The sequence below is a fragment of the Sphingobacterium athyrii genome, from assembly GCF_003071065.1.
GTDB classification, from domain to species: domain Bacteria; phylum Bacteroidota; class Bacteroidia; order Sphingobacteriales; family Sphingobacteriaceae; genus Sphingobacterium; species Sphingobacterium athyrii.
The window spans coordinates 1,106,940-1,131,979 of sequence record NZ_QCXX01000001.1; the positions used below are offsets into that span (position 1 = coordinate 1,106,940).

Annotated in this window: 19 protein-coding genes; 6 read left to right on the plus strand and 13 right to left on the minus strand. The window is 40.5% G+C overall.

Translation table 11 applies throughout. The annotated features are described in order from the left end of the window. Window positions 1-39: 39 nt before the first annotated feature. The 4 genes from DCO56_RS04835 to DCO56_RS04850 form a co-directional block, all read right to left on the minus strand. Complete coding sequence (locus DCO56_RS04835; protein ID WP_108632572.1) at window positions 40-684, minus strand: DUF6266 family protein; 645 nt, start codon at window positions 682-684, stop codon at window positions 40-42. 495 nt (window positions 685-1,179) lie between these two features. Continuing rightward, window positions 1,180-1,638, minus strand: coding sequence for a hypothetical protein (locus tag DCO56_RS04840; protein ID WP_108632573.1), 459 nt, complete (start codon window positions 1,636-1,638; stop codon window positions 1,180-1,182). Then, complete coding sequence (locus DCO56_RS04845; protein ID WP_108632574.1) at window positions 1,631-2,683, minus strand: hypothetical protein; 1,053 nt, start codon at window positions 2,681-2,683, stop codon at window positions 1,631-1,633. The genes DCO56_RS04840 and DCO56_RS04845 overlap by 8 nt, the downstream gene beginning before the upstream one ends. 165 nt (window positions 2,684-2,848) lie before the next feature. Further along, on the minus strand, window positions 2,849-3,850 hold the full coding sequence (locus DCO56_RS04850; RefSeq protein WP_108632575.1) for a hypothetical protein: 1,002 nt from the start codon (window positions 3,848-3,850) through the stop codon (window positions 2,849-2,851). Window positions 3,851-4,086: 236 nt separating this feature from the next. On the opposite strand from DCO56_RS04850, the gene DCO56_RS04855 reads away from it, so the two are divergent. Then, window positions 4,087-4,701, plus strand: a complete 615-nt coding sequence (locus DCO56_RS04855; RefSeq protein WP_108632576.1) for a cyclic nucleotide-binding domain-containing protein — start codon at window positions 4,087-4,089, stop codon at window positions 4,699-4,701. Window positions 4,702-4,972: 271 nt separating this feature from the next. Then, window positions 4,973-5,197, plus strand: coding sequence for a hypothetical protein (locus DCO56_RS04860; RefSeq protein WP_108632577.1), 225 nt, complete (start codon window positions 4,973-4,975; stop codon window positions 5,195-5,197). A 54-nt stretch (window positions 5,198-5,251) separates the two neighbouring features. Here the strand turns inward: DCO56_RS04860 and DCO56_RS04865 are convergent, their stop codons facing one another. From DCO56_RS04865 to DCO56_RS04875, 3 genes are read right to left on the minus strand one after another with little or no spacing between them, the layout of a single operon-like run. Then, window positions 5,252-6,499, minus strand: coding sequence for a TlpA family protein disulfide reductase (locus tag DCO56_RS04865; protein ID WP_108632578.1), 1,248 nt, complete (start codon window positions 6,497-6,499; stop codon window positions 5,252-5,254). 2 nt (window positions 6,500-6,501) lie between these two features. Then, window positions 6,502-7,851 carry a RagB/SusD family nutrient uptake outer membrane protein gene (locus DCO56_RS04870; protein ID WP_108632579.1) on the minus strand — a complete coding sequence of 450 codons (1,350 nt, stop codon included), beginning with the start codon at window positions 7,849-7,851 and terminating at the stop codon, window positions 6,502-6,504. A 4-nt stretch (window positions 7,852-7,855) separates the two neighbouring features. Continuing rightward, window positions 7,856-11,071: a SusC/RagA family TonB-linked outer membrane protein gene (locus DCO56_RS04875; protein ID WP_181390456.1), complete on the minus strand. Its 3,216-nt coding sequence runs from the start codon at window positions 11,069-11,071 to the stop codon at window positions 7,856-7,858. Window positions 11,072-11,878: 807 nt separating this feature from the next. On the opposite strand from DCO56_RS04875, the gene DCO56_RS04880 reads away from it, so the two are divergent. The 4 genes from DCO56_RS04880 (at window position 11,879) to DCO56_RS04895 (ending at window position 14,332) form a co-directional block, all read left to right on the plus strand. Further along, window positions 11,879-12,316: a helix-turn-helix domain-containing protein gene (locus DCO56_RS04880; protein ID WP_108632581.1), complete on the plus strand. Its 438-nt coding sequence runs from the start codon at window positions 11,879-11,881 to the stop codon at window positions 12,314-12,316. Between the two features lie 11 nt (window positions 12,317-12,327). Next, window positions 12,328-12,726, plus strand: coding sequence for a hypothetical protein (locus tag DCO56_RS04885; RefSeq protein ID WP_108632582.1), 399 nt, complete (start codon window positions 12,328-12,330; stop codon window positions 12,724-12,726). 179 nt (window positions 12,727-12,905) lie between these two features. Continuing rightward, complete coding sequence (locus tag DCO56_RS04890; RefSeq protein ID WP_108632583.1) at window positions 12,906-13,928, plus strand: HipA domain-containing protein; 1,023 nt, start codon at window positions 12,906-12,908, stop codon at window positions 13,926-13,928. Beyond that, window positions 13,922-14,332 (plus strand): HipA N-terminal domain-containing protein, encoded by a 411-nt coding sequence (locus DCO56_RS04895; RefSeq protein WP_108632584.1) that lies wholly within the window; start codon window positions 13,922-13,924, stop codon window positions 14,330-14,332. Before DCO56_RS04890 ends, DCO56_RS04895 begins: the two co-directional genes overlap by 7 nt. Window positions 14,333-14,782: 450 nt before the next feature. Here the strand turns inward: DCO56_RS04895 and DCO56_RS04900 are convergent, their stop codons facing one another. From DCO56_RS04900 to DCO56_RS04925, 6 genes are all read right to left on the minus strand, one after another. Continuing rightward, a complete protein-coding gene (locus DCO56_RS04900; RefSeq protein ID WP_219929312.1) occupies window positions 14,783-16,423 on the minus strand; it encodes a sodium:solute symporter family protein in 1,641 nt (546 codons plus the stop codon). A gap of 32 nt (window positions 16,424-16,455) precedes the next feature. Next, the gene (locus tag DCO56_RS04905) at window positions 16,456-18,840 is read right to left on the minus strand and encodes an FAD-dependent oxidoreductase (protein WP_108632586.1); all 2,385 of its coding nucleotides are present in this window, start codon (window positions 18,838-18,840) and stop codon (window positions 16,456-16,458) included. Between the two features lie 12 nt (window positions 18,841-18,852). Further along, complete coding sequence (locus DCO56_RS04910; protein ID WP_108632587.1) at window positions 18,853-19,557, minus strand: GDSL-type esterase/lipase family protein; 705 nt, start codon at window positions 19,555-19,557, stop codon at window positions 18,853-18,855. A gap of 9 nt (window positions 19,558-19,566) precedes the next feature. Next, the gene (locus tag DCO56_RS04915; protein ID WP_108632588.1) at window positions 19,567-21,870 is read right to left on the minus strand and encodes a discoidin domain-containing protein; all 2,304 of its coding nucleotides are present in this window, start codon (window positions 21,868-21,870) and stop codon (window positions 19,567-19,569) included. Window positions 21,871-22,023: 153 nt separating this feature from the next. Continuing rightward, window positions 22,024-23,829 (minus strand): beta-N-acetylhexosaminidase, encoded by a 1,806-nt coding sequence (locus DCO56_RS04920; protein ID WP_108632589.1) that lies wholly within the window; start codon window positions 23,827-23,829, stop codon window positions 22,024-22,026. A gap of 39 nt (window positions 23,830-23,868) precedes the next feature. Beyond that, window positions 23,869-24,939, minus strand: a complete 1,071-nt coding sequence (locus DCO56_RS04925) for an Ig-like domain-containing protein (protein ID WP_219929313.1) — start codon at window positions 24,937-24,939, stop codon at window positions 23,869-23,871. Between the last annotated feature and the right edge of the window lie 101 nt (window positions 24,940-25,040).

Consider the following 25,040-nt stretch of genomic DNA (forward strand, 5'->3'; position numbering starts at 1 on the left):
TATGACCGGTACCTGGTACCGGCCATAACCTATCGTTTTTTAAACCAGGTCTAACTCACCCAAATAGTTTGTCCGACTGATTCGCTTGTTCTTTCGATCCGCAAAGAAGAGCCACAGCTGTCCTTTACCGCCTAAAAAGTGTTCTGGCAGTTCGATATCTACCGTTCCCAAGCCCCGCGTTGGAGGCTCGGGAGCCGTCAGGAATTCGTCCAGCTCCGGATGGTAGAGTAAGATGTAAACATTATCGTCCAATTGCCCCTTTTGAATAGCAATCGCCTTATTTGTCCAGCTGATCATCAACATTCCAGCAGCGACCTCCGCTTTCACCTTACCGCCGGGCTGCAGACTTCCCTGCGAAATTTGTACCTTAGCATAATCAAGCATAAAGTTGGGGTACGTACCCACCACAGCAGTCTTGATATTGGCCTGCAACGCTGCATTTGTCGGCGTCATCGTATCCGCATTGATCTGCGAAAAACCTACCTGCACAAAAGGTGCGATAGGCATAATAAATTTGGCAATGGTATAGAAGCGCGCCTGCTGTATCAGTTGCTCTTCTGTTGCGGGCTTGTTGCTCTTTTTTGAAAGCCCACGGATATAATCAATGCTTTTCCAGCTAGCTCCTATTACGGATCCAGCCTTACCGCTAAATCCACCATTTGCACCTTTTCTAATTGTTCCCATGTTATTATTTTTTAAAAGTTTAACACATGTAAAAACTTGATTTATACCGGTATATCATGCTTTACAGCAACAAACATAAAATCGATAATTGGCAAATTCAAGGTAGGAAATCGGATAGTCCGATCGCTGTCCTGGCCCTATTTTCCAAGGGATTCACAGCGCGTACAATTGTCCGTTTACTGTCCGGGGCAAAAAGATCTTTGTAACCTTGTCCATCAGGCATCATCCCGATGTTGCTTCAATCCTGCTTCGGGATTGGCCCGTATCAGGTTTGGCATTTCTATCCGGCCTGTCTACTTATTCCCTACTGTTTTCCTACTCTTTTAGTAGGGAATTAGTGGAGGATATGTAGCGGAATATCGCAGTGATTGCGAATATGGTATGAAGCAGAAGCGAAGAAGCTTTGAATGAGTGCCGAAAATTGAAAGAAGAAAGCTGTTCAAAAAATCGAAACAAAACGAAAGAAGAAAATAGAAAGTTCGGATTCTAGGGAAATCAATCCGGGAGGTGGTGATATTTCTTTTTAAAGTCCACCATATCTGCATGCAAAAAATATTTGCCGGTATGGTCTTTTTTGAATGGGAGTATTAAGCCCTGTTTTTCACAGCGGTATAGTGTTTTTGAAACAATGCCCACATAGCGGCATACTTCTTTGCTATGCACCAGCACCAGCGGTGGATCGGGCAGTTTTCGGAGAATCAACGTTTTAATCTGCTCGGATGAATCCGTGATCCTGTCAACAAGATACCTGAATGCGTCGTGTAAGCAGGGCTGCCGACATTCTTTTGGCTTCGCAGAAATGTCAAAACAGCCTTCACAATGTATAAATTTATTCATAGATTGGGATTTAGGATCAATCGCCCTCCCCTTCCATTGTTGGAAAACCAATTGATCGGGTTTATAATAATTGAAGATTTTCATACCGGCACAAGGTACATTATCACGTTTATTCATGAATTTTAAGGATTTTATTTCGGTATTGCATAGCCTGTTCAGAAAGTAAATTGAGAAATGTGCTTTTGAGCCTATTTGAGCTTTTGACTATCAGATTAGACCGCCTTAAAATTGCGTGAAATGCCAGCTTCAGAAAGGACAGGATTTCCGTATGGGTGGTGCTGACATTTTGCAGCATAAATAAGGTAAAAAATGCTTTTGTAGGCTTATTCCCCACTCCTATCAGTGTAATCCCCTCGCGCATGACCGATTCATAATCATAGAGTTCGATCCATGCTCCTTTTATTTTTTTACCTTCCAGAATGATGGGATTGAGGTATTTCACGAGCTCATCGACCTCCGCCAACAATCCTTCAACAGTCTTTTGCTGCTCAAACTTACCATATACATTACACTCATGAATGAGCCGCAGCAGTTTTTCAAAAGTATGCCTATCCCAGATTTCTTCACTGTCAATGGCAGCATAGTTTTCAAATATGGTACGAAAGCGGGACGATAAGTCAAAGCGCTTTATTTTTCTCAGAAACTCTTCAAAGGTGAGTTTTTCGTCCACAATATGATGATAGTACATAAAGATCTTAAAAAAGGCCAGTTGTTCAAAGCCCACCAGATGAAATAGCGGCACTTCGGAGCATACCATTTTTATCCAGGGACTATCCTTGCTGGCCAAGATTTCCATTTCCTCGCACAGCGCGTCGATATATTGTTGAAGGTCGGTGAATTCGAGGCGCAATAAGGGCATATAATTGGAGTCGATTGACAATACAGTTTGTGGTGCCCGGCCCGGTGATTTTTCAAGTCTGCCTTCTGCTGCGGCTTGCTGTTGCAGCTGTAGTTCGATATCGTACAAACGGATATCGAAATGGCGGGCAAGCCGGTAAAATTCGGGACCAGTCAAATATGTAGTCCCCCTTTGCCGATTGCGCAGCGAACGTTTTTCGACGCAAAGCAATTCCATCATTTCCGCTGTCGTTCGTTCAGGATCTTTTATTTTTTCTTCGATAATCTGAAACAGGGCAAGTTGTATATCAATATCGGGCTGCATAAATTGGATAACGCTAAAGTTAATTATTTAAAATAATAAACTTTAAATATATTACAAACCTTAATTAATTAAAAATAAAACTCGACATGAAACAGTTATTTTACCAAACGGTTTATCTAACGGTAAAATTTTTACCGATAAGCAACTAAAAAGGTTAATCTTTTGCTAATCCATTTTGAATGTACTTTTTATTTTGTCTACCAGCGTAGGTTCTATCTGGTAATAGCTTGCAGGCTTATGCTGACAGCGGTAAGAATAAAGTTTACTTTGAACACTTTTTCTGTTGATCTTTTCAAACAGCTCTTCGAGGGCAGGAGATATAATAATATAGTGCTTTTCCAGATCAAATAACATAATATGGTCAGCACGAATATACAGCGTGCTGTTGATCTGTATAAAAATTCCTTCAAAAATAGTATCAATTGGTTCATCGTCATCAGCTACAAAAGGGATCGCATAACCTTCGTTAATGATAACATAATCAAAACCTTCCCCATATATAAACGCGAAAAAGTCCACATCTAAAACCTCGCTATCTGGATCAGTAGATTTAATTTTGTCTGTATCAGCAAATGTATTGGCAAGCTTTTGTGCTTCGTCTAATAACCTTTTTTCTTCAACATCTTTTGACCTAGTTTTTTTAGTTGGATTTTTAGACTCAGCACTCAAAATTGCAAGCATTCGTTTTTGATATCCTTTGAAGAAGATCAATACCAAATAGCCAATTATTACTGCGGATAAGTAATATTTTAAATCGGCCTGTTGATAAAAGGCCAGGATTTCTGATTCGTCCCTCGACATAGGCACTACATCTAAAGCTTCGTCCAGTGCGCTGCTATTCCGTCTTGCATTAAAGATGGCATATCCGAAAAGTAAGTTGGTTAACGTGTAAGGTAAGACCGACCATAATACCAGATTATGGGGAGGTCTATATTTAAAATCTGATTGCACGACGAGCATAACAACAGAAAGCCAAAACACATAAAAAGTCGCCGACGATAGAGACCAGATAATTCGGTCTACAATCATTTTATCATAAAGCTGCTCGGGTAAAGACCGGAGCGCAGGGATATAGGCCGCAAAATTACAGATAGCCACCACAAAAATACCGGCAACAATGCAAATAACATAATCATACCACCTAGGCTTACTTTTCGTCTTAATCATAACTGAGCAAATAATTGACTGTAAATATATTAATTAAACAGGTTCAACATAGGTAATATATTTACCTTAACGCAGACTCTCAAGTAAAACAATTACCTTTTGAATGAACCTCTTAGGACCTAAATTTACTTTATTCGAAATTCATCCTAGTTGAATACCGAAAACATATATAAACCTTATGAGCAATGGCCTACTATTGAATATGCTATGCCATACTAAAATAACGATTTAACCAAATGGGAACATACTATTCAGGAAACGATTCGCTTGTGACATTTTACAGCTATTGGGAAAAATTATATCCCGACCTTGAAGATTTCCATAAGCGCTGGCTATTGAAAAATGGTGAGATTATACCGATGAAAAGAGGTCAGATCCTATCGGAAATGCCGCATATGCAATCCGCGCTCTACATTGTATTAGTAGGCATATTGGCCAAAGAGCGTTATTGCCCTGATCGGGATGAACAACTGATCATGACCGTAGCCCTACCCCATATGGGATTCTTTACGACCATGCATTTTTTTAGCAAAAGTCCTGCTTTGGGTGATATAGTTTGTTTAAAATCGGGGCTAGTCTTAAAGATCCCATATAAAGCCATAGGCCCCTATCGTAATCAGGAAAAAGCTATCGACACGTTGATTGATCTCTTGGTCAATAAGAAAAAATACCAGCTTGACCATCTCCGGGTAATGGATTCATTGCTTATATCCACGGATCGTTATTTCTATTTCGCGGATCACCTACCGCAGCTCTACAATACGCTCAGTCAAACCGAGCAAGCTCGACTATTACGTATGTCCGTGCGATCTATTCGTCGAGCCAAACAATTATATGTGCGACGAAGGTGATTATAGGCCACCTGATGACCTCGTTTTGGCCAAAATTCCTGGTATATCTTTGAATTAACGAAAGAAGAAAAATTAAAAGATCAAGGAGACATGGAAAAAAACAGGAAATGGTTTCGGAATAAATTTGCGGTATTTCCCGCAGGGGTACAGTCAACACAAAATGCTGATTGCGGACTCAAGATTTGAGGCGGCACAGCCGTTCCAGCAATGGGGCGTGACCAATTTGGAGTAAATTATGATAGTTTTTAATCGTTAAAGAACGGAGGTCGTTATGGCATGGTTTTCATTAAATCCAGGCGGTAATCCTACAGTTCCAAATGACTATACTATTCAGGGAAGCCAACCTTCCTGTGCGGGTACTGATCATATTTGTGCTGTGCAAGCTACACCCGATAGCAATAATAAGCCACAGTTGACAGATGCGTTGAAAAACGAAATGATCATTGCCCTGGACAACAGGTCTGCTTCTACGAATGTAAGTCTCAAGGACTCATAGGAAGACAGCATACATTGTTATAGATAGAGGGACGCCCAGGGCGACCCTCTTCTGTTATTTTCTATCACTGAATTCCAGAACCTCAATGTCGGCAACTTTTTCTATAACTTTTAACCCATAATGTTTCAGGTGGCGGTTCAATTCCACAAGATTTTTAAATTCTGGTAGTATGATCTGCTTTTTGACATTTACACGATCTACAGCAACAGGGTACTTACCTGCGAGATCTAAGTAAAATGCGAGCACTCCAGTACCCTCCATATTCAGACCATCCAGAGCCACTTTTGCAGGTTTATATTTCCCCTCTATCACCCAGGCCTTCCTGCTGCGTGAAGTCCACCGCACATTGATATTAAGCCAATTGTTAAGGTCATTCAGTACACGTATGGCCTGCAGGCTATCTGTTTCCTGTTTTTTGTCAAACCGTTCATAACAGATTCCATTCTGAGCCAGCCAGATCTGTCCGGTACCTGAGCCGCCAAAATTTTTATAACGGCTAGAGTCCGACACCTGCCAGCTGATCCGGGCATCGGTTTTTAAAAACAAGGTCTTTTTTATCCGGCTCCATATCGCGATGTAAGTCCCGAAAATTGGTTGATTGATAAAAGAGGTCCTGTAATACCCCGTAATCGTATCCAACTGACTGGAATAATTACTAGCAGGTTTGCCATCCTGGTACCCGGAAAAGCGAATGATTGTACTAAATGCATTGGAGGAATCTGCTGCCGGTGTCAACGGCGTCTCCCGTATGTCAAAATCATTTTTCAAGGGCAACTGAATTTTCTTATTTTTGTATAGCGAGCGGACGTTGCTTTCCAAAATGAAATCGGAATGCGTAATTGCCTGCACTTTTCCTTTATAAATCCAGGCGACATGAGGAATAGCACGGTGCGGAAAATACCCCTTTAACACGGTATCGGCATAGATAAGGGGGAGCTCGATCTTATGCTCCCTGATGAATGCGTTGTTTTTCCAAAACCGTTCTATCGTTGCCTTATCCTGCCAGGTCACCAATACTATCCGTACTTTATCGGACATCTCCTGCTGTATCTTTTTGAGTTTGGGCATGGACGCGATACAAGCGGTGCAGTACGTATCAAAAAAATCCAGTAGCACCACCTTCTCATTACTGTCCAAGTTTTTAGTTGTGCCGGTACCGAACAGCCAGTTTTCAACTTGAATTGTTGGGAAACTATCGCCTACTTTCAATTGTTTACGAAAGACTGGTAAAGGAATGGACTGTCCATAGACAGCACCCATCCCCAGCAGTATAAGTGCGATATGTATCATATATTTTTTCATGGCTATCTTTGATTTTGTATCATCCCCGACTGGTCAATGACGGTTTTGGGTATTTTGATCGCGTATTTTAGTGAATTAGGTTCCAGTGTATATGTCCTGCCGTCAATTATCCGCTTTAAGGTGGTCGAGGAACTGGCATCTAGGTTTAACCTTTTGAGGTCGGCCCACCGTCTACCTCTAAAAGGCAACTCTTTGCGCCGCTCCTGAAGAATAATTTTTAACAAGCGATCTGGATTGGTTTCTGTGATCGGAGAAAACGAATTCTTGGACCAGCGTTTATTCAACAGCGTATTTAATGAACTCAATGCTTCCTGTATTTTCCCGAGCCTTACTGCTGCCTCAGCACGGATCAGCAGGGTCTCACCTGTCGTCAGTCCGACAAATATACCAGTATCGCTTCCATCGTACGATCCTTTGAACAGGTGGCTACCATCGCCTTCTGGAGCAGCCTGAAAGAAAACAATCTTTCGAAGATCCCCCTCATTGTAGAGGGCCAACAATCCTGTATCCACACGTGCGGAATACTGGCTCAGGGCCCCGGCCAGCGTTGTGGAAGCCGGAAAGATCACTTCTGAATTAAACCGGGAAATGGGCTGCGAGCTACCGGGGGCAAGATCATTAAAATCCAATAGATAATTTTTGACCTCGAGTGCCGAACCGGCATAATTAAATGCATGTTGAAACTCGCTCATATCAAGATATACACGTGCTAGACCAGCATAAGCAGCCGCTTTTGTAGGGCGGCCCAACTTTGTTTCCGTAGCAGGCAATAGGGTTATCGCCTTCTTATAATCATCTACAATACGGTTATAGGTATCCTCCAAGCTAGCCCTTGAAGAGACTCCACCTAGTTCAGGATCAAGTTTGAGCGGTATACCAAGCGCCTGTGCCCCTTTCCCGGACTCATAAGGCGGTGCATAGACTACTGCGAGCTGATGAAACGCAAAAGCCCTAAAGAAATAAGCTCCACCCTCAACTCTCCGGTAGTCTGCACCCGTGCTTTTGCTGTCAATATCCGCAAGAATTTTAAGAACCTGGTTGGCCTGATAAATTGCTTTGTAGGCACTTTGCCACTGCATGGAAGACATAATGTCATCGTCTGCCCATATATAAGTCTGTTTTTCATCCGCATCGGAGAGTGATTGCCAATTGGCTGTACTGAGATAGGAATCGTCCGAAGCGATCTGACCCCAGCTCGGATACACGGTGTTCATTGTCGAGTAATCGTTCAGCAGTAGATCTGCATGCGTAAGGGTCTTTGGTACCACCATTTTTTGATTCGGCTTTTTGTCCAAAAACTCATTGCAAGAGCTGAGGAAAAGCATAATGAATAATAATTGATAAATTTTCATAAGTCTAGAAACTACAGTTAAAACCTAGGGAATACGTACGCGGCAATGGAATATTGGTTCCAAAATCCGGGTCTACTCCCCATTTATTGGCGCGCCAGAGCGTGCAGATATTTTGCACATAAGCATACAACCTTGCATTTTTTACAGGCAATTTTGCCATCATGGGCAGTTGCCAGCTCAGTTGGATGTCTTTCCATTTGATCTGGCTGGCAGAACTAACTAGTGCGGACGAGGCGCGGTAGAAATCCGACGAATACAATGCGTTGGGATAATTGAACGCAGGTACATCTGTCCGGAGCTCATCGCCCGGATTCTGCCACCGCAGCGCATAATCTGCGTGGCCAATTCCCTGATCAATAAAGGATTGATTGTCGAACGATTTCCGAATAAATTTATGTCCCAGCTGGTACCCGATATTAAACGATAGCTCAAAGTCTTTCAGGTTAAATGTATTTCGGAATGAGCCAAAATACAGGGGAACCCTACTTCCATGGTTGTCCACATCCTCGATTTTGGAGTCGTACACGATAGCAGCATAATCTTTAGAGACCTCCCCTTTGACAATCCCCTGCGGTGCACCTGTTGCTGGGTCGAGACCCGCCCAGGGGAAAGTCAGCAGGCTATAGAGATCCATACCCTCGATGGGGGTCGCCAAGGAAGCACCGATCCCTGCTATATAGTTCCGCGCCACATTGTTGCTAATATAAGATCTGGTCACCTTAGTCCTATTGTAGGAGAAAACCAGATTGGTCATCCAGCTGAACTGCTGCTTTTTGATATTAGTCGAATTGAGCATAACATCCACTCCCCTACCGTCGAGGTTACCACTGTTGATAGTGAGAGATGCAAAGCCCGTGGTCGGATCAACTTCACCTGCAGCGATGAGGTCTTTAGGCCTTTTGATATAGTATTCTATTGCACCGGACAATCGGCTTCTGAGCATGCTAAAGTCGAGACCAAAATTCCACATGCCCACGCGCTCCCATCGGAGTTTGGGATTTGGTGGCGACTGGATACTGGCATAGCTCTGTCCAGTCATATAATGGGGGGATGTCGACAGATAAATGATCGGATAGGCAGCGACACTGTTATTCACATTACCATTATAGCCATAGGTAGCGCGGAGCTTGAGCAAGTCTATGGTTTTATTTTTTAGGAACTGCTCCGCTGATAAAAGCCATGAGGCCCCAAGGGACCAGAATGGCTGCCCCTTGTCATTGGACTTTACGCCAAAAATATTGGAAGCATCCTTCCTGACGCTTGCGCTGAGGGTATATCTATCTTTATAAGCATATGCCGCATTAGAAAAATAAGAGACATACCTGTTTTCATAGGCCTCAATCTGGCTGGCGTCTATCAGGGTTGTAGAACCGGCGATTCCATTTAGATAAGGTACTCTTTTACCGTATTCGACAGGTTGAAAGGTAAGATACTCCGGATCATAACCATAGAACACAGAGGAGATCATATCACTGGAAACCATGCGGAATTCTGCTCCCGCGATAGCATCTAAGCGGTGCTTACCTTTCCATTCCCTGTTCCAATTCATCTGTATACGGCCCTGCTGTGATTTATTGGTTCGGTGAAGCTTATTCAGATAGTCCCCAACGGGATAATGAAAAGTCACCCCCTCCACGTTCCATGCGGTATGGTAATTGAGCCATTCGCGCTGCTGTACAGATCCGATACCCCGCCAGGACTCCGTTGGCTGATAGGCTCGCAGATAGGAGTATAACATGCTCAGCTTTAGCGAGGGCAGCAATTGGTAATTTAGTGAGACATTGGCAAAAGTTTCACGTACGAAAGTATTCTGATGGGTCTGACCGAGCTCGTCGAGAGGGTAGTAATCCCAGTTGAGCAATCTTCCACCCGCTACTGTATCCCTAAATATCGGGTTGAGGGCTATGGCATCCACTTCCAGCGGATTTCCCTTTTCGTCTGCGAGCCGCAGGTAAGGATAATTGCGCACCATCATATTATATCCCATCGGGATATAACTCTGTTTGTTATGCGACTCAGTATAGGTAAGTCCGAGGTCAATAGTCAGGTTCTTCACTGGATTGACCTGCGTATTATTTTTTGCTGTAAACCTATCGTAGGAAGAAGTAATAAGGTTATCCAGATTTTTATCATAGCCGAAGGAGAACGAAGTGTTCAGCGTCTCCCCACCGCCGCGCATCTGCAGGTTATATTGCTGCGCTACAGAGGGGCGGTACATATAGGTTAGATAGTCCTTTCTGACATCTACATTGCGCAGCATATCCAGTTCACTTTTCAGTTCATCCGATGTTATGCTATTTTCTTTGAATTTTTTAAGCAATTGGATTACAGGTGTCATACTGCCGTTATACCTTTTGATACGTGATGTCCAATAGCCCTTGTCAAAGAGCAATTGCTCCAGATCAATATAATCCGAACTTTCCATCTGTGGGGCATAATATAGATCCGGTTTCTCCCCGATGGTAACATTGGAATTAAAATCTATCTGGAAAGGCTGATTATATTTCCCCCGTTTTGTGGTGATGACGATCACACCATTTCCGGACTGTGCACCCCAGATGGAAGAAGCTGATGCATCCTTCAGTACCGTTACATTTAGGATATCATTGGGATTGATATTCATAAAGTTGCCATTGAGCAGATCAAAATTATTGGGATAGGGAACGCCGTCGATAACGACTAGGGGCCAGCTTTCGGAATTCATTGTACTCACTCCGCGAACATTAATATTGAGCAATCGTCCTTTATTTTCTGAAAAGAATTTCGTGCTCGAGATGCTAGGCACCACATCCTCCAGCCTGCTCACAAAATCTGTGGAAACTTTACGATTGAGCAATTTACTATCGACGAATTCAAAACTACCTGTCGCCCTTTCCTTGGGGATCTTTTGGTAGCCTGTGGAGACTACCTCCACCTCTTCCAATTGATTCTCTACAGGTATCATCTTTATCGTTAATGATACTCCGACGGAGTATTTGACTTCAAGAGGCTTGTAGCCTATGTAAGTAAATTTCACTAACCCGTTTCTATGTTTGATCGGAAGTGTAAAACTACCATCCTTGTTGGATGATGTCTGCTGGTTCTGGGCCTCGACACGAATAAATACACCCTGCAAGGGCTTTCCATCTGTAGCTGAAACTACAGTACCTTGCAGTACCAGATTATATAGCCCATCGGCCCCGCTATCCTTGCGGGGCGTCTGAGCCGATAAACTAAACATAGAAAACATTACAATAGCCCAGAAAAGGATTGACAATTTTAAGCAGTTCGATTTAGTTAGTTGTGGACAGGAGCATTGCGTACTAATAAGCAGTTCACTCCCACCCTTGTAAAAATGAGTCATTTTTAAAGGTGTTAATAGGGCTGCGACCTGCTTGGATTAGGAGTTTCTTCGATACTTACAAACGCATTGTTTTACTCCTAAGCCTTGCTTAGGTCACAAATAAATAATAAGGTTAATAAAAAATCGAAGGGCGTTTGAATGGTTAGTTTCAAAGGTATATATTAGGATCGTCACGCTCTTTACGATTAAAAAAGTCGTATAGACTTTTCGCCTCTAGAGCTACTCCGGAGAACGGACTAAATTTTTATACAACTGTTTTTTCATACTCGTTTTATTGGTTAAACGAGTCTTTTTCGGTGGGTATATTGCTATAAGCATGGAGCCCCAACCTATGGTCCTGGAGGGTTGGAACGCCCTTGAACACACATAAGAAGGGAACCCCATACTTGTAGCATGGGAGTTCTTACTTCTCATCTCGTGTTCCATACGAAGGTTCCAATTTCCAGGACAAGACTCGAAGCAGAAGCTTCATTTCTTTCTATTTGAAGTTCTGCAAAGTTACTAAATCAAGTAAACTTTTACTGATGATTTTCTAAATCAATTTTCAACAATTATTTATACACAAAATTAAAGAAAAAGGATAAATATTACTATTTTTTTTAGTATATTTACCCTTGTAAAAAGTAGCTAAAAACTACTTACCAATTTAACTTCAATAATCCAGAATGAGTAGATTTGTAGCTTATGGCAAATGAAGACAAACATCCATTTTTAGAATTGGATAACAAAAAAATAGGACATAAAATATATATTCAACGAAAAATTGCTGGTCTTAAAGCCTTTGATGTAGCCGAACAACTAGGTATCAAGGAAGCCGCTTATACCAAATATGAACGTGGAGAAACAAAAATTACTATTGATTTTGTTAAGAAGATAGCAATGATTTTCAACATTGACCCGCTCTTAATATTGTCTACTGCACCGGATACGTTTTACTCCCAAATTACGAATTCGACTATTCTCAATGCGTCACATTTCCAAAATTTCCATGGTACTAGTGAAAAACAAAATGAATCAATTTTGCTTTTGATTGATAATGTCGTAAAATTAAATGAACGTATGATGTTGTTGTTAGAAAAATTAGATAAAAAAGATACTGAAACGTCCAAGAATAATTTATAATCACATTGATAATGGAAGAAAAAAATATACAGCCAATAGAATTAGATCACAAAAGAATAGGTTTCGAATTCTATCTACATAGGCAAAATTCTGGTTTAACTACGCAAGAAACAGCGCAGGGGCTGGAAATTCTAAAAGAGGATTATGAAAATCTAGAAAAAGGAAATGGAAAATTTACTATTGAATTAATTGAGAAAGGAGCTCGATTGTTTAAGAAAGATCCACTGCAGTTCCTTTCGCACAATTCCAGCCATACATTTAACGATATTGAAAACGCAACCATCCTTAATGCTTCTACCTTCCATACTTTCATTGGAGTGAACGAAAAACAGAATGATGCTATACTAGCGTTAATAAACAACGTTACAGAAATGAATAAAAAAATATTTGAAATGATTGAGCAAAAGTAACTTTGCTCTTTAGATGCGGGCAGCTCCCCTATTTGTTGCTCGCATTTTAATAAAATACTAGCCAATCATTTTTTAGTTCTTTTTTTATGAAAAAAGAACTAAAAAATGGAATTATTAAGACTTGTCGAATAGTTTTACAACAACAGACATATCAAAGTTTTTAAATTTGAAAAATTATAATGCCAAATTATAAGCATATTTTAAGGCGAGAAGAATCAGCTGGCTATTCGGGGAATATTAATGAGAAAAGTATCCCAATTCTTAAAAGTAAGGATTATATTGTCATAGACAAGCCACTAGACGGGGACGCACCAAAGGCATTTTTAAAAGTATATTCGTTTAAAAAAGGTGGGAGCAACAAGAAATGTAACCAACAGAGCTGGGAGTCTTATATAGCAAAAACAGGTGAAAAGTGGTATCCACAAGAATCTGTTATTGAATTTATGATAAACAGAATAGGACAAACTCTTGGTTTGAAAATGAATGAAGTTTGCCTACTAAAAATCAATGGACAAATCAGATTCTTGAGCAAATATTTTTTAAATCCAAAACATGAAGTCATGAGCCATGGTGCCGAAATATTCGGTGAATATTTAAACGATATGGAAATGGCACAAGAGATAGCCAATGACAAAAAAAGATCAAGAGAAAATTTCACTTTTGAATTTCTAATAGGGGCTATTGAACATAAATACCCTCATTGCCATCAGAATATAATCAAAGATATTGTTAGAATGATTACTTTCGATGCAATTGCTGGGAATAATGATAGACATTTCTATAATTGGGCAGTGATTACTTCTATTAGAAAAAATAGTAGCTTACCCCGCCTTGCGCCTATATACGATTCTGCAAGAGGCCTCACTTGGAATTGGAGTGAAGAAAATTTGATAAAGTATGTAGCTCAAGAAAAGAACAATGGCAAGAAAATTGCAAGATATATCAAGGAGGCATGCCCAAGGATAAGTACCGAAGGGAATTTTAACATAAATCATTTTGATTTAATCTTTTTTATTAAGAACTTTAGAAATAGTGAATATTTAGAAATAATTAACGATCTTTGCAGTCCTTTAAAAGAAGAAGAAGTTATTACAATGATTAAAGATGAATTTTCATCAATTTTCAGTGTTATTAGAATTGATACCATAATACATATTATTAAAAGAAGATTTAGCATTTTAAGAGAGGAGGCGTCATGTTGAATATTATTAATAAATTGATCCGTAAGAAGAAAAGTCTTGATAAGATCAGTGCTCCATTAGTACACCAAATTTCAAAGCGTGATGAAGTTTTTCTTCTAAAATACGAGAAGCTCCTTATTGGAGAGCTCCGTTTTAATGAAAATGAATGGGAATTCAAGTATTCGGAAGATTTTAAAAAAGTAAAGGATAAGTATAACCATATTGCTGGTTTTTCAAATTTAAATAAGGTTTACCGTAATCATGAATTATGGCCGTTTTTTCAAAGCCGTATTCCCGGTCTTAAACAACCTGCAGTCAAAGAAATCTTAAAAATTGAACGCATTGATTCCACAAACAAATTTGAACTACTAAAACGCTTTGGTAAAGAAAGTATTAATAACCCATATGAGTTAGAATTTGTTTAAATCTATCTACACAATATTGGTTTATAAGAAGAGAGGCTCATACAAGCCTCTTTTTTACATTCCGAAATAGGTAAAGTTCCTCCCTCACAAAAATTAAGAATAGTTGGGAAAATAAACTCTGATCTTCCTTAAATTCATGAGAAACTCGAAAGCAATAACATATCAAGCCTCTTTATTGAGAGAAAAAATAGATTGCTTTCCATTAACAGAGGAAGTCCGAGATACTGGACTTGCAAATAAAATCGGTAGTATCAGTTAAGCAGTTTTTTAAAGATATTTTTTTCTGTTATTAAATTGCTCTATTGTAAGGTTTCCCAGTGTAAATAATTAAATTTAAGCGAAAAATAAGGGAAATTAGAAAATAAGAAACCTTCAATTATTTCGAAAAGGGGGCTTTATCAAAGTTCATATATTCAATTATATCAAATAAAGAATTAAAACACTACAAAATTATTTTTTTAAATTTCGATAAATCGAATAGGAGGCAAGACCAATAACCAATCCTACCATTAACGTAACCCAAGTCCCTTTGTCTGCGACAAGAGCCAATACAACAAATATACCTGCTGTAAGTGCCATTGTCTTAGACAAAACCTTCAAGCCATATTGGTTTTGTGCCTCTGTATCTTCTTCGTCCTCCGATTCGTCGGAGAGCGAACCAATCTGTTCCTTTTGTTTCATCTTATAATCCAAATAACTAGGAGAAACTTCTTTTTTACTTTTGGCCCAGATTTCATATCCTCCCAGTAAGACAAATGGGGTAATAGCACCTGCAAGCATCTCCTCTGCTCTGTCAAATGAAAAACCTGTCACAATAGGATGTAATAATTTGAGATATACATTAATACCAAGCCCCAAAAGTGTACAATACAGGATTGATCTACCGGAGTGATATTTAGAAAATAATGCCCAGATAGGAGGGCCATATAATGAACAGCCCGTCACGGCTCCTACAGTTATTACCACCTCAACAATACCTCCCGCCGATGGTACAAGTAGAGCTACACCGATAGTTAATAAACCAAATACCACGACAGCTGTCTTTGCAACAAACATCAACTGTTTAGGTTTACTGCTAGAACGTATTACCTTATACAAGTCATTGGTAAAAACCGCGGCTGCCAGGTTTAAAGTAGCATTGACCGAACTGGCAGTAGCGAATACCATTCCTCCTAACATAAGTCCTATTAAGCCTTTTGGCAAAACCTCCTTGCACATGAGCAGATATGCACCTTCAGCTTCCAAACCTACCAGGTTTGAATTCACAATCTTGTATATCATGGGAGGTAACATCCAGATAAAGGGACTGAAAAAATAAAGGGCAGCAAATAGATAACCTACCTTCCGCGCAGATTTTGGACTTTCTACAGAGGTGTAGCGCTGTACGTAAGCCCAGTTTCCGCCTATAAAAATTCCATTATAAATACCAAATGCCAACAGGAATAACCAAGAATATTCTGGTGTAACAGGCAAGAAATAATTAGGAGGGGCTTGAATAAATAGCTCGCGAACTCCTCCAATTCGATCAAAGGCCAAAGGCACAACAATAATGACAGCCGCTGTAAGTACTATAAATTGGATTACATCCGTAATCATTGCCCCCCAAAGACCTCCAACCACAGTATAAAGAATAATAAGAAGTCCTAGAATTATTACACAAAATTCGACAGGAAATCCAGTTGAGACATTAACAATCTTAGCAACAGGATACAAGAAAGCTCCGGTATACATCATGGAAATGAAAAGAATCAGATAACTGTAAAATTTTTGTACACTAATCCCTAAACGCCGGGATACAAACTCGGCCGCTGTCAAGGCATGGGATTTCTGCCATGCAGGAGCAATGAACTTGCCAACCAATACCCCACCGATACACATCGTCAGCTGGATGACGACAGCAACCAGTCCATATTGATAAGCAATGGAGCCCCAAACCACGAATGTGCCTGCAGAAAAGAAACTCATGAATAAAGACAGTCCACTGATCTGCCAAGGAACCGCGCCTCCTGCAGCAAAGTAAGATTTCATTGTTTTGCCGGTCTTCCCGAAAGACAGGCCAGCCACGATGACTATGCCTGCAAATAGTAACATGACTATATAATCTAATACACTCATTTTTTCTCTTAATTATAACAACGAACAGAAAACAAAGAGGCAGGGACCTTAGCTGATGGATGTTGGACAAACACTTTTAACGATTTACTAATCACTGTATTTTCTAGACTAATCTGGTTAAATGTCTGATAGTTATTATTCTTCTCAATTATAACTATCCCTTTATCATCTATAATCTTATAGTTTCGCACACAGAATGGCATAATATCTTCGGAATGCCCCATAAGAACACTTTCCATAGCATGATCGTAGTCCGTATCAAAAAACAGATCAATATAATTGATTGTCTGGGGTTCGCTCCAAGTTAATTCAAGATAAGGATCGGGATCTTCGAGATCAGCTACCCAGGCATTAGGAGCAGTTGTGGGCCTATATATACCCGATTTGATGTTATCAACGTCAAAAGGTTGTAGTGAAGTCCCAAGGGTAAAAGCTAAATTATGCCCTTCCGGTCGTCTTTGTGGACACCAAAATTCAAAAGCCTCCATCCCAATATCCTCCGGAGGTGTTTGCTTACCAAAATTGGACACTGCTTTATTGAATGTATTAAATACCGACAGAATACCTGTCATTCGCTGATCAGTATGGCCGACTGCTATATCCTTATTTTTGTGCAAAATAATAAAAGCATAGCTATCTACAGGCATTTGGGCATTAAATACAACAGAAAAAGACCGCATTCCAACTTTCAGATCTATGACTTGACGATCTAACATTACATCGGGTGTATAATTAGTGCTTTTACTACTAATCCGTAATTCGATCTCCAATGTCGTATCCCTAAACACCTGAGCAAAGAATGTGACGTTTGGGATCTTCCCCTTTTTTAGAGGTAACATTTGCGCTGTAGAGATGTCTAAAATTTTGTTAAAATTAACAGGTAGTTCTTTCAGTACTGTGGTACTAGAAGAGGAAACCAATGCCTGTTGCACAAGGTCTGATTCATCCTCCAGCATCAATTCAGGAATATGTTGTCCAACTTTCAAAAGCTCCTGTTGCAACTCAGCGATAAAGCCTTCGGTCACAATTTCTCTTGGAGTCAGATACGCAGACTCGTAGATTCCAATCTTGGAGCTTTCAAATACCGGTTTATTGCCGCCTCTATTAGCGGAATCATAAACCTCATTCATAGCTAGTTCTACCATTTGACTAGCTTTATGTTTAGCAATATAGGCTGCCATACCAATTGCTTGACCAATATGAGCAGCGGTAGCCATCACTCGCGTAGAAGCAAAAGCCACATGGCTAGCACTAATAATTCGTCCGCCGAGGAATAAATTTTTAATATTTTTGCTATAGAGGCTACGAAGAGGAATTTGATAAATTCCCTTCGTATGCCATTGATTACAGCCTGGTTTTTCACTGAATACCCCATCTGCAGGATGTAAATCTATTGACCATCCCCCATACGCCACCGCATCTTCATGCTGTCGCTGTTCCACTATATCTTGCTGCCGAAGCATATAATCTCCTTCAAATCGTCGGCTTTCTCTTTTTCCAGGAATTGTCCCCACCCATTCTAAGGTTAGGTTTTCAGCCTCTGGATATTCTCCTGAATTCTTGATATAATCCCATGCACCGTATATCACTTTCCATAGATCCCATTTGATTTCCTCGGTATCATGGACAGTATCCATCCGGCCGCCATGTTCTAACCACCACAATTGACATCCATGTTCTTTGGCATTAAACTGCTTAAATTTTGGAACTTCCTTAGTAACATCAATTGCAAATCCAGGGGCAGTATATTTCACCGGACGTCCAGTATCTTTGGTATAGAAATACATACTATGCCCTAAAAGACTTCCGTATTCTTTTGTTGGTGCAAATTTTTCACCGAATTCCTCCATTGATTCCGCCCCCATACGGAAAGCAGCTCCAGATAAAAAACCGACAATGCCATCTCCTGAAGAATCACAAAACAATGGAGCATGAATAGTATATTCCGTCGAATTCTGGCTACAGAATCCCTTTACAGATTCAATTAGATCATCTCCAGCTTTGTTGATCTCGTATATTGCAGTGTTTAGCAATAAGGTAATATTGGGTTCAGCTTTAATTTTGTCCAACAAAAGAGCATCGAATATTAACGGATTACCCTCCTTGTTGATATAGGTGTTTTCCACCAAGATCTCATCGATCACCCCCCCTTCTCGACTCCATCGATTGTTGTTGCCCATATGTGAGGTAGCACCCAATATCCATAAACGTACCTCGCTGGATGCATTGCCTCCCAATACAGGTCTATCCTGTACGAGAACTACTTTAACCCCTTTTCGGGCGGCGGTTATTGCTGTACATATTCCCGATAACCCTCCCCCAACTATGGCCAACTCAGTATATAACTGTGCGGATCTTAATTCTCTTTTGATCGTTTCCTGCTCTTTTACCATTATTTTTTCTTGCTAATTTTTCCTAACATATTTTTTTAGCTCCTTAAACCATGTTTCCGCCATCTTTTCGGCTCCACGCGCATTGGGATGCACCATATCCTCTATCGTATCAGATCTCCAATCGAATGTAGCGGCTTGATCTACCAAATAAATTCCTGACCAGGTATTCTGCAATTCACCCACTAGAGATTTTATCTCTCTATTCAATTCGGGGATATAAGAATACTTAGGCAATTTCCCGCTTTCGATGACCTGTGCGACAAAGATTGCCGCATTCGGATTAATTGCTTTTATCTTTGAGATAATAGACCTTTGTGCCTCAATTATTACGGAAATCGGTTTATCTTCAACAAAGTAGTTGTGACCTGAGTGGAGCAATACGACATCAGCTGGGAACTTACGATAGATACTGTCGATTCGCTTTTCTAAAAATTCAGCGTTCTGTCCACCAAAACCTGAATGATTAAGAGTTGTATCTTTCAAAGTCGTCTGCTGTGGCCCGACAAAATTGACATTATATCCCGCTTCTTTTAATTTTTTCCATAACGAAAAAAGATAAGATGGGGTTTTAGAGCCTCCCTGTGTAATCGAATCCCCCAAGCCCATCAATGTAATGGCAGATGTTTGATTCAGTTTACCTTCCTGAGGTAGGAGTCCCAAAGGTGTCATCCACAGTACACAAATTATCATGGTCTGTATATTCCATATTCTATTCATATTCCTTCATTAAAGTATTAACTGGGCTTCTTTTTTCATAAACCCGAATCCATAACTCGTTGTAATTACCCCATTGCTCATAGCTACTAGAGATTCTCCGTCACAGTTCGTCAGCTTTTCACCTTTAATCTTAACTTTTCCGATGAGTGTATCCGAGTAACGCGATACCTCCTTTAGTTCCACATTTAGCTTTTCACCGACTTCGTTTCTCAATTCGACAATCAAAGGCTCATCATGGTCGTAGTCGAAATTAATAGGTGCCTTAACCTTCACAATTACTTCATCCCCTTCTCGCTGGAGGGAGACCTCACTATAATAGTTGGTTAGGTATGCCAGACTCAAATTATATGCTGTATTGAACTGCACCCATCCCTCTGTCCAACCTAAGTTTCCAACCTCTGGGTGATTGGGGTAATGAAAAGATTTTGGAGAGCCATCAAAGACAAAGCGAACTTCATCTAGTAGGCCTATTCCTCCCTTGTGCCTGCTATACCAACCAAGATCGACACCTTCTATCTCTTCGGGTCCTTTATAAGAAAAATGTCGTCCAGTTGGGTTTCGACCAAACGCATTGTCAAAGTGTGACCATGCCAAAATTTCCAGTTTTTCAGAAATAGGATTATCTCTAAGAATAGACATTGCCGCAAATACCGCAGCAGGAAACCCCAGTACATTCCCCGTTTCATTCCAACTTGGCGGAGCCCATTCGTCGTCACTATATTTCCGAAAGTCCCAATAGTTGCCGGACCGCGAGAGCATGATTTTAGCCCAATCTTCTGTTTTCTTCTGGATACCTTCAGGCGCTCTATCTGGATAGTTCTGCCAGAAATAAGCAAAAGCCCGCATTGTCACGTTTTCGGACATTCGCTGTCCTTTAGTTGTCATCGGATCCTCCCAGTTGAGATTTTTAATCATCCAATCCAATTGGTTATAAGCCGCTTGAAAGTACTTTTCCGCATCGTTTTCTCCCTGCCTTTTTGCAACTTCATACATCATCAGGTTCGGTATCACAGAGTATCCTGGAGGCAGTTCTCCTTTGGTGGTCCCTAGCTTGGTTTTCAAAGCCAACAAATCATGTTCAGGACTGATATCGTATTGTGTAGTCGAATATTTTTCTACTTCTTTTTTAGTCCATTTTTTCTTGACATAGCTATATACCATATCAAAATTTTGCTGGGGTAGCCATTGTTTTAAATAAGGCCATGCGTAAAGAAAATAAGCTAGTTCAGCTTTTTGTATTTCGTGTTCGAGCCGCTGACTTATCTTCACGTCCGCGTCCCAGTGAATCAATTTCACAATATCTGGAGCTTCCGGTAAATAGGGCTCCAAGGCCCCCCATTTACCTCGGTACTCTAAAGGGAAAACACCATTAGGATCGTATTGGATAGTTCGTTTCATCCGATCAAAGACCTGGGGATTAGATAAGTATAAAGATACCATACTTTGCTGTGCCCAATTGAAAAAATCACCGTCACGCCATTCCCAGGAGAGTGACCGTATCAGTTTCGTGCTTCCCACGTAATGCCTAGCCCCCGCCATAAAATCAACCATATTACGGTAACTGACCCGCTCCAACCAATTGGGACCAATCCTAAATGAGTAAGACTCCTTCCCATCTGCGTAGACGAGGTACTCACTATCCGACTGAGGATTGAATTCGGAAAAATCACCCACCCCATCTTGTATTGTCCCTCTATACACTTCCTTCCGTTGAGGTAGCTCCAGAATTTTAAATCTGACTTTTCCCAGTAGATCGGGGGCAGAAAATCGTTTGACACGGAACAGGTTGTAACCGCTTTGATTGACTAATATTTTTTTTACATCTTTAGCAGTACTATCCACATACACCTGTCCATACAGTTCCAGTTCCGCAATTTCTATAGGCATTGTTGTTTTTGTTATGAAACGAATACGATCCGACAGTATTGGTTTTTCAAGCTCTACTATGAGATTAGAGTCTGTATTATCCACTATTTTCTTGACATCGTACCATGCGCCGCTACGCATAAACTGCAGATTAAAATCCTTGATTATAGGCGACGTACTTCCCGACCGAACCCCAACTCTGACAATTTCGGTCGCACCTGGCAGTCGGACAATGGCCCAGGGATGCTGATCGCCTTCTCCACTCCTCCAAACAGATCCAGGTTTTCCATCAATGATATGTTCTATCCTATACCCATTAGCAGAACTACTGGACATTGTCGTACCGGTACGCGACAGATTGTTTTCTTGACTGCGTCCGGATACTGACAACCCCATCAAGCTACATACAACAATAACATATTTAAGATCTATGTGTTTTCTATGCATATTTACTATTCTAAAAAATTAGTTTTTCCCTCTGTTCACTTGTTATCGGCATTGAGTAGTTCCAAGGCCTTCAGACAATTATAATGACACTCCCAGCACCCAATACATTGGGACAAATCCCCATGGATTTTGTTAAATTTTCTTGTTTTATTATCAATCAATCTTTTTATAGGTTGCTACTCTGATACCACTCATCGCCCCTTGGGGAGTCCGAACAATGCATTTTACGGTTACCGAATCCACGGAAGTTAAATCAATACGAATCGGTGAATCGTAACGGATCCCTTTTCGCAATAAGTTTTCTTCTCCATCGAGGCTATAATATATTATAGAACCTTTAATGGATGGCTCTAATTCAACTTCAATACTCGACTCCTTCGTTTCCTGATCTTGGAGCCCGAGGGGCTCAGGAATCCGGTAATTTACTCCCATTTTGGTTAACCATGGCAGATTTTGCCCCATCCGTCTGTAAAACTCCATATAATCTTTTTGAGAATCACTCCAGCCAATCTCTGATAAAGCTAACATTCTTGGAAATGTCATATAATCTAACTTTTCCTGACTATGTATACATTGTGTCCATATATTACCCTGGACACCCTTGATAAACTTTCGATTTTCGAGGGGAATATTTGCCAGCGGATCGTAATTGTACACTGTTGGCAGTGTCAGCATCTTCGCAAATGCTACCGGTTCAAATTCCTTCGGTCCCTGAAAATAATCCAAATAGAGAAAATCAGCTGGTGACATCACTACAAATCGCTGTTGTGCTGAAGCTTTTATCCCCCCTTCTTCGCCACGCCAGCTCATCACCATCGAATTGGGTGTAAGCTCTCCACCTTCCATTATTTCATCCCAGCCCATCATCGTTCGTCCATTGCTTTCAATGTGAGTGGCCATTTCACGGATAAAATAACTTTGTAATTCATCTTCATCCTTTAATCCCTTTTCTTTCATCTTCTTTTGGCAAGAGGAGCATTTCTTCCAAGCCTCTTTATTGGCTTCATCTCCTCCTATATGTATTATTTTAGATGGAAATAATGCCATAGTTTCGTCCAAAACATCCTTTACAAAAGCATAAGTGTTGTCAGAACCCAAACAAAGGACACCAGCATTATTATTAAGATCACAACTTAAAAATGGATAAGCATCCAATGCAGCCTTAGAATGACCGGGTACATCTATCTCTGGGATAATAGTTATATGTCTTTCCTCTGCATACTTGATTATGTCTTTTATTTGTTTCTTTGTATAAAATCCGCCATGAGGAAGCTTATCATAGGTGGTTGGTAACTTTTCTCTAGCCGCTGGAGCGGTATACGTCCCCATACGCCACGCACCTACTTCAGTAAGCAATGGATATTTTTCAACTTCTAAACGCCATCCATCCCCTTCGGTCAAATGCCAATGAAAAGTATTCAGCTTATAGTAGGCCATAAGGTCTATAAAGCGCTTAACCTCTCGCACAGAATAAAAATATCGCCCCACATCCAACATTGCTCCTCGGTATGAAAATTTTGGACGATCCTTTATTTCAATACACGGAATCAGCAAACTACCGTCCTCATCAATTGGCATCAATTGCAACAAGCTCTGCAGACCATAAAACAGTCCAGATTCTCTTCCCTTTATCACAATAGTTTCGAGGTTGATATCAAGCAAGTACTCTTCTTCTGCAAATAAGGTATCTATGATAAAAGAGAAGCCGTATCCACCTTTATTCTTGCTTGCTTTCTGCACTTTAACCCCATAGTGCTCAGAAATAAAACGACTTAGAAAACCACCCATCTTACCATCTTGGGAATCATCACGTATAATTTCAGCCGTTGGCAAAATCTCAAATGTCCCTTTGCGTTGCATGACTTTGTGGGGTTTGGGAATGATAGGACATTGATATGCATGGCTTATAGCGAAGCAAAACATCATTACATACAGCAACATTATTTTTTTCAATTTCATCTATAGTAGTTTAATTAAAATGACCATCCTATCCGACGATTATGGAATTACTGTTCCATTGAATGAGATTTCTGTTCCCCAAACCCCTTCTATATTCCCCCATGTTTTCAAACACTTGAATCGGACATACTGCACCGCGGGGACGGTTGACGTAAACGGGATCCTTTCACCTTCACTCGCATACACATAATCAATGTCACCGGCAACTGGCTTATCGGTTCCTCCAGATGGGCGCACGGACTCAAATGGAGTTTCGGTAAGTAGAATCCAATCTTCATCTGGCGAGTTGGGATTCTTCGCAACCGCAGCATCATTTGTTCCGTAAATTTCAATGGTCTTTGGATGCCTCAACACAAAATAGTTGTCCGCTCGGCCCCAATATCTCAGACTCGTTAATTTAGCTTTCACACCTAAGTCTATGCCGAAATACGTAACTGTTTTATTACTGATATAAAAAATATCTTTGGTTCCTAGGCTCGTAGAGTTATTATTCCACAAGGTGCTTAGATCCGATGTGCCATAAGGGCTAAATTGAAATTGAGAAGAGTGTGGAAGTGCTACAAATTTTTTATTGTCCAATATATTTTCTTCTAATCCTCTTACCGTTATTCTAATAGAAGCCGATTTCGATTTATCAGAAGCCGATGTTGCCGAAATAATTACATCTCCTGGTTTCAATGCGGTAACCTTTCCTTCACTAGTAACTGTAGCAATAGTTTCGTCACTGCTTGTCCAGTCCAATTCCTGTGGGGCCACAACGGGATGTACGGTTGCGGTAAGTTGCAATACCTCATCGGGATCCATTAAGGTAGGCGAAGCTACATTCAGCTCGATCTTTTCAACCGAAATAGAATTTACGCGAACCCGGATTTCCACTTTTTTCTCAGGGTCTGAATCAGATACTGCTGTAATCACTGCATTACCAACAGCTACCGCAGTGATCATCCCATCCTGCACAACAGCCACCTCCTCATTACTACTTTTCCAATTAATATTTTTATTCGTCGTATGTATAGGCACAATTTTCAACTTAATCGTTGTAGAAGTGCCTTTAGTTAGTATAATATAATCTGCGCCATCCAACTGCAAGTTGTAAATGGGGACAGCCACATCTTTATCCTTACTACACCGTACAAAAAATCCAATAGCAAGGAAACAGCAGCAAAAAAACAGGACTTGTTTTAATAAGCTATTTTTACACATAATCAATT

Coding starts and splice junctions, on each gene's coding strand:
- DCO56_RS04920 (WP_108632589.1), bottom strand. CDS start 23,829: ATGAAATTGAAAAAAATAATGTTGCTGTATGTAATGATGTTTTGCTTC.
- DCO56_RS04890 (WP_108632583.1), top strand. CDS start 12,906: ATGCCAAATTATAAGCATATTTTAAGGCGAGAAGAATCAGCTGGCTAT.
- DCO56_RS04875 (WP_181390456.1), bottom strand. CDS start 11,071: ATGTTTAGTTTATCGGCTCAGACGCCCCGCAAGGATAGCGGGGCCGAT.
- DCO56_RS04870 (WP_108632579.1), bottom strand. CDS start 7,851: ATGAAAATTTATCAATTATTATTCATTATGCTTTTCCTCAGCTCTTGC.
- DCO56_RS04895 (WP_108632584.1), top strand. CDS start 13,922: ATGTTGAATATTATTAATAAATTGATCCGTAAGAAGAAAAGTCTTGAT.
- DCO56_RS04905 (WP_108632586.1), bottom strand. CDS start 18,840: ATGGTAAAAGAGCAGGAAACGATCAAAAGAGAATTAAGATCCGCACAG.
- DCO56_RS04850 (WP_108632575.1), bottom strand. CDS start 3,850: ATGATTAAGACGAAAAGTAAGCCTAGGTGGTATGATTATGTTATTTGC.
- DCO56_RS04855 (WP_108632576.1), top strand. CDS start 4,087: ATGGGAACATACTATTCAGGAAACGATTCGCTTGTGACATTTTACAGC.
- DCO56_RS04835 (WP_108632572.1), bottom strand. CDS start 684: ATGGGAACAATTAGAAAAGGTGCAAATGGTGGATTTAGCGGTAAGGCT.
- DCO56_RS04910 (WP_108632587.1), bottom strand. CDS start 19,557: ATGAATAGAATATGGAATATACAGACCATGATAATTTGTGTACTGTGG.
- DCO56_RS04865 (WP_108632578.1), bottom strand. CDS start 6,499: ATGAAAAAATATATGATACATATCGCACTTATACTGCTGGGGATGGGT.
- DCO56_RS04900 (WP_219929312.1), bottom strand. CDS start 16,423: ATGTTACTATTTGCAGGCATAGTCATCGTGGCTGGCCTGTCTTTCGGG.
- DCO56_RS04860 (WP_108632577.1), top strand. CDS start 4,973: ATGGCATGGTTTTCATTAAATCCAGGCGGTAATCCTACAGTTCCAAAT.
- DCO56_RS04845 (WP_108632574.1), bottom strand. CDS start 2,683: ATGCAGCCCGATATTGATATACAACTTGCCCTGTTTCAGATTATCGAA.
- DCO56_RS04840 (WP_108632573.1), bottom strand. CDS start 1,638: ATGAATAAACGTGATAATGTACCTTGTGCCGGTATGAAAATCTTCAAT.
- DCO56_RS04885 (WP_108632582.1), top strand. CDS start 12,328: ATGGAAGAAAAAAATATACAGCCAATAGAATTAGATCACAAAAGAATA.
- DCO56_RS04880 (WP_108632581.1), top strand. CDS start 11,879: ATGGCAAATGAAGACAAACATCCATTTTTAGAATTGGATAACAAAAAA.
- DCO56_RS04915 (WP_108632588.1), bottom strand. CDS start 21,870: ATGCATAGAAAACACATAGATCTTAAATATGTTATTGTTGTATGTAGC.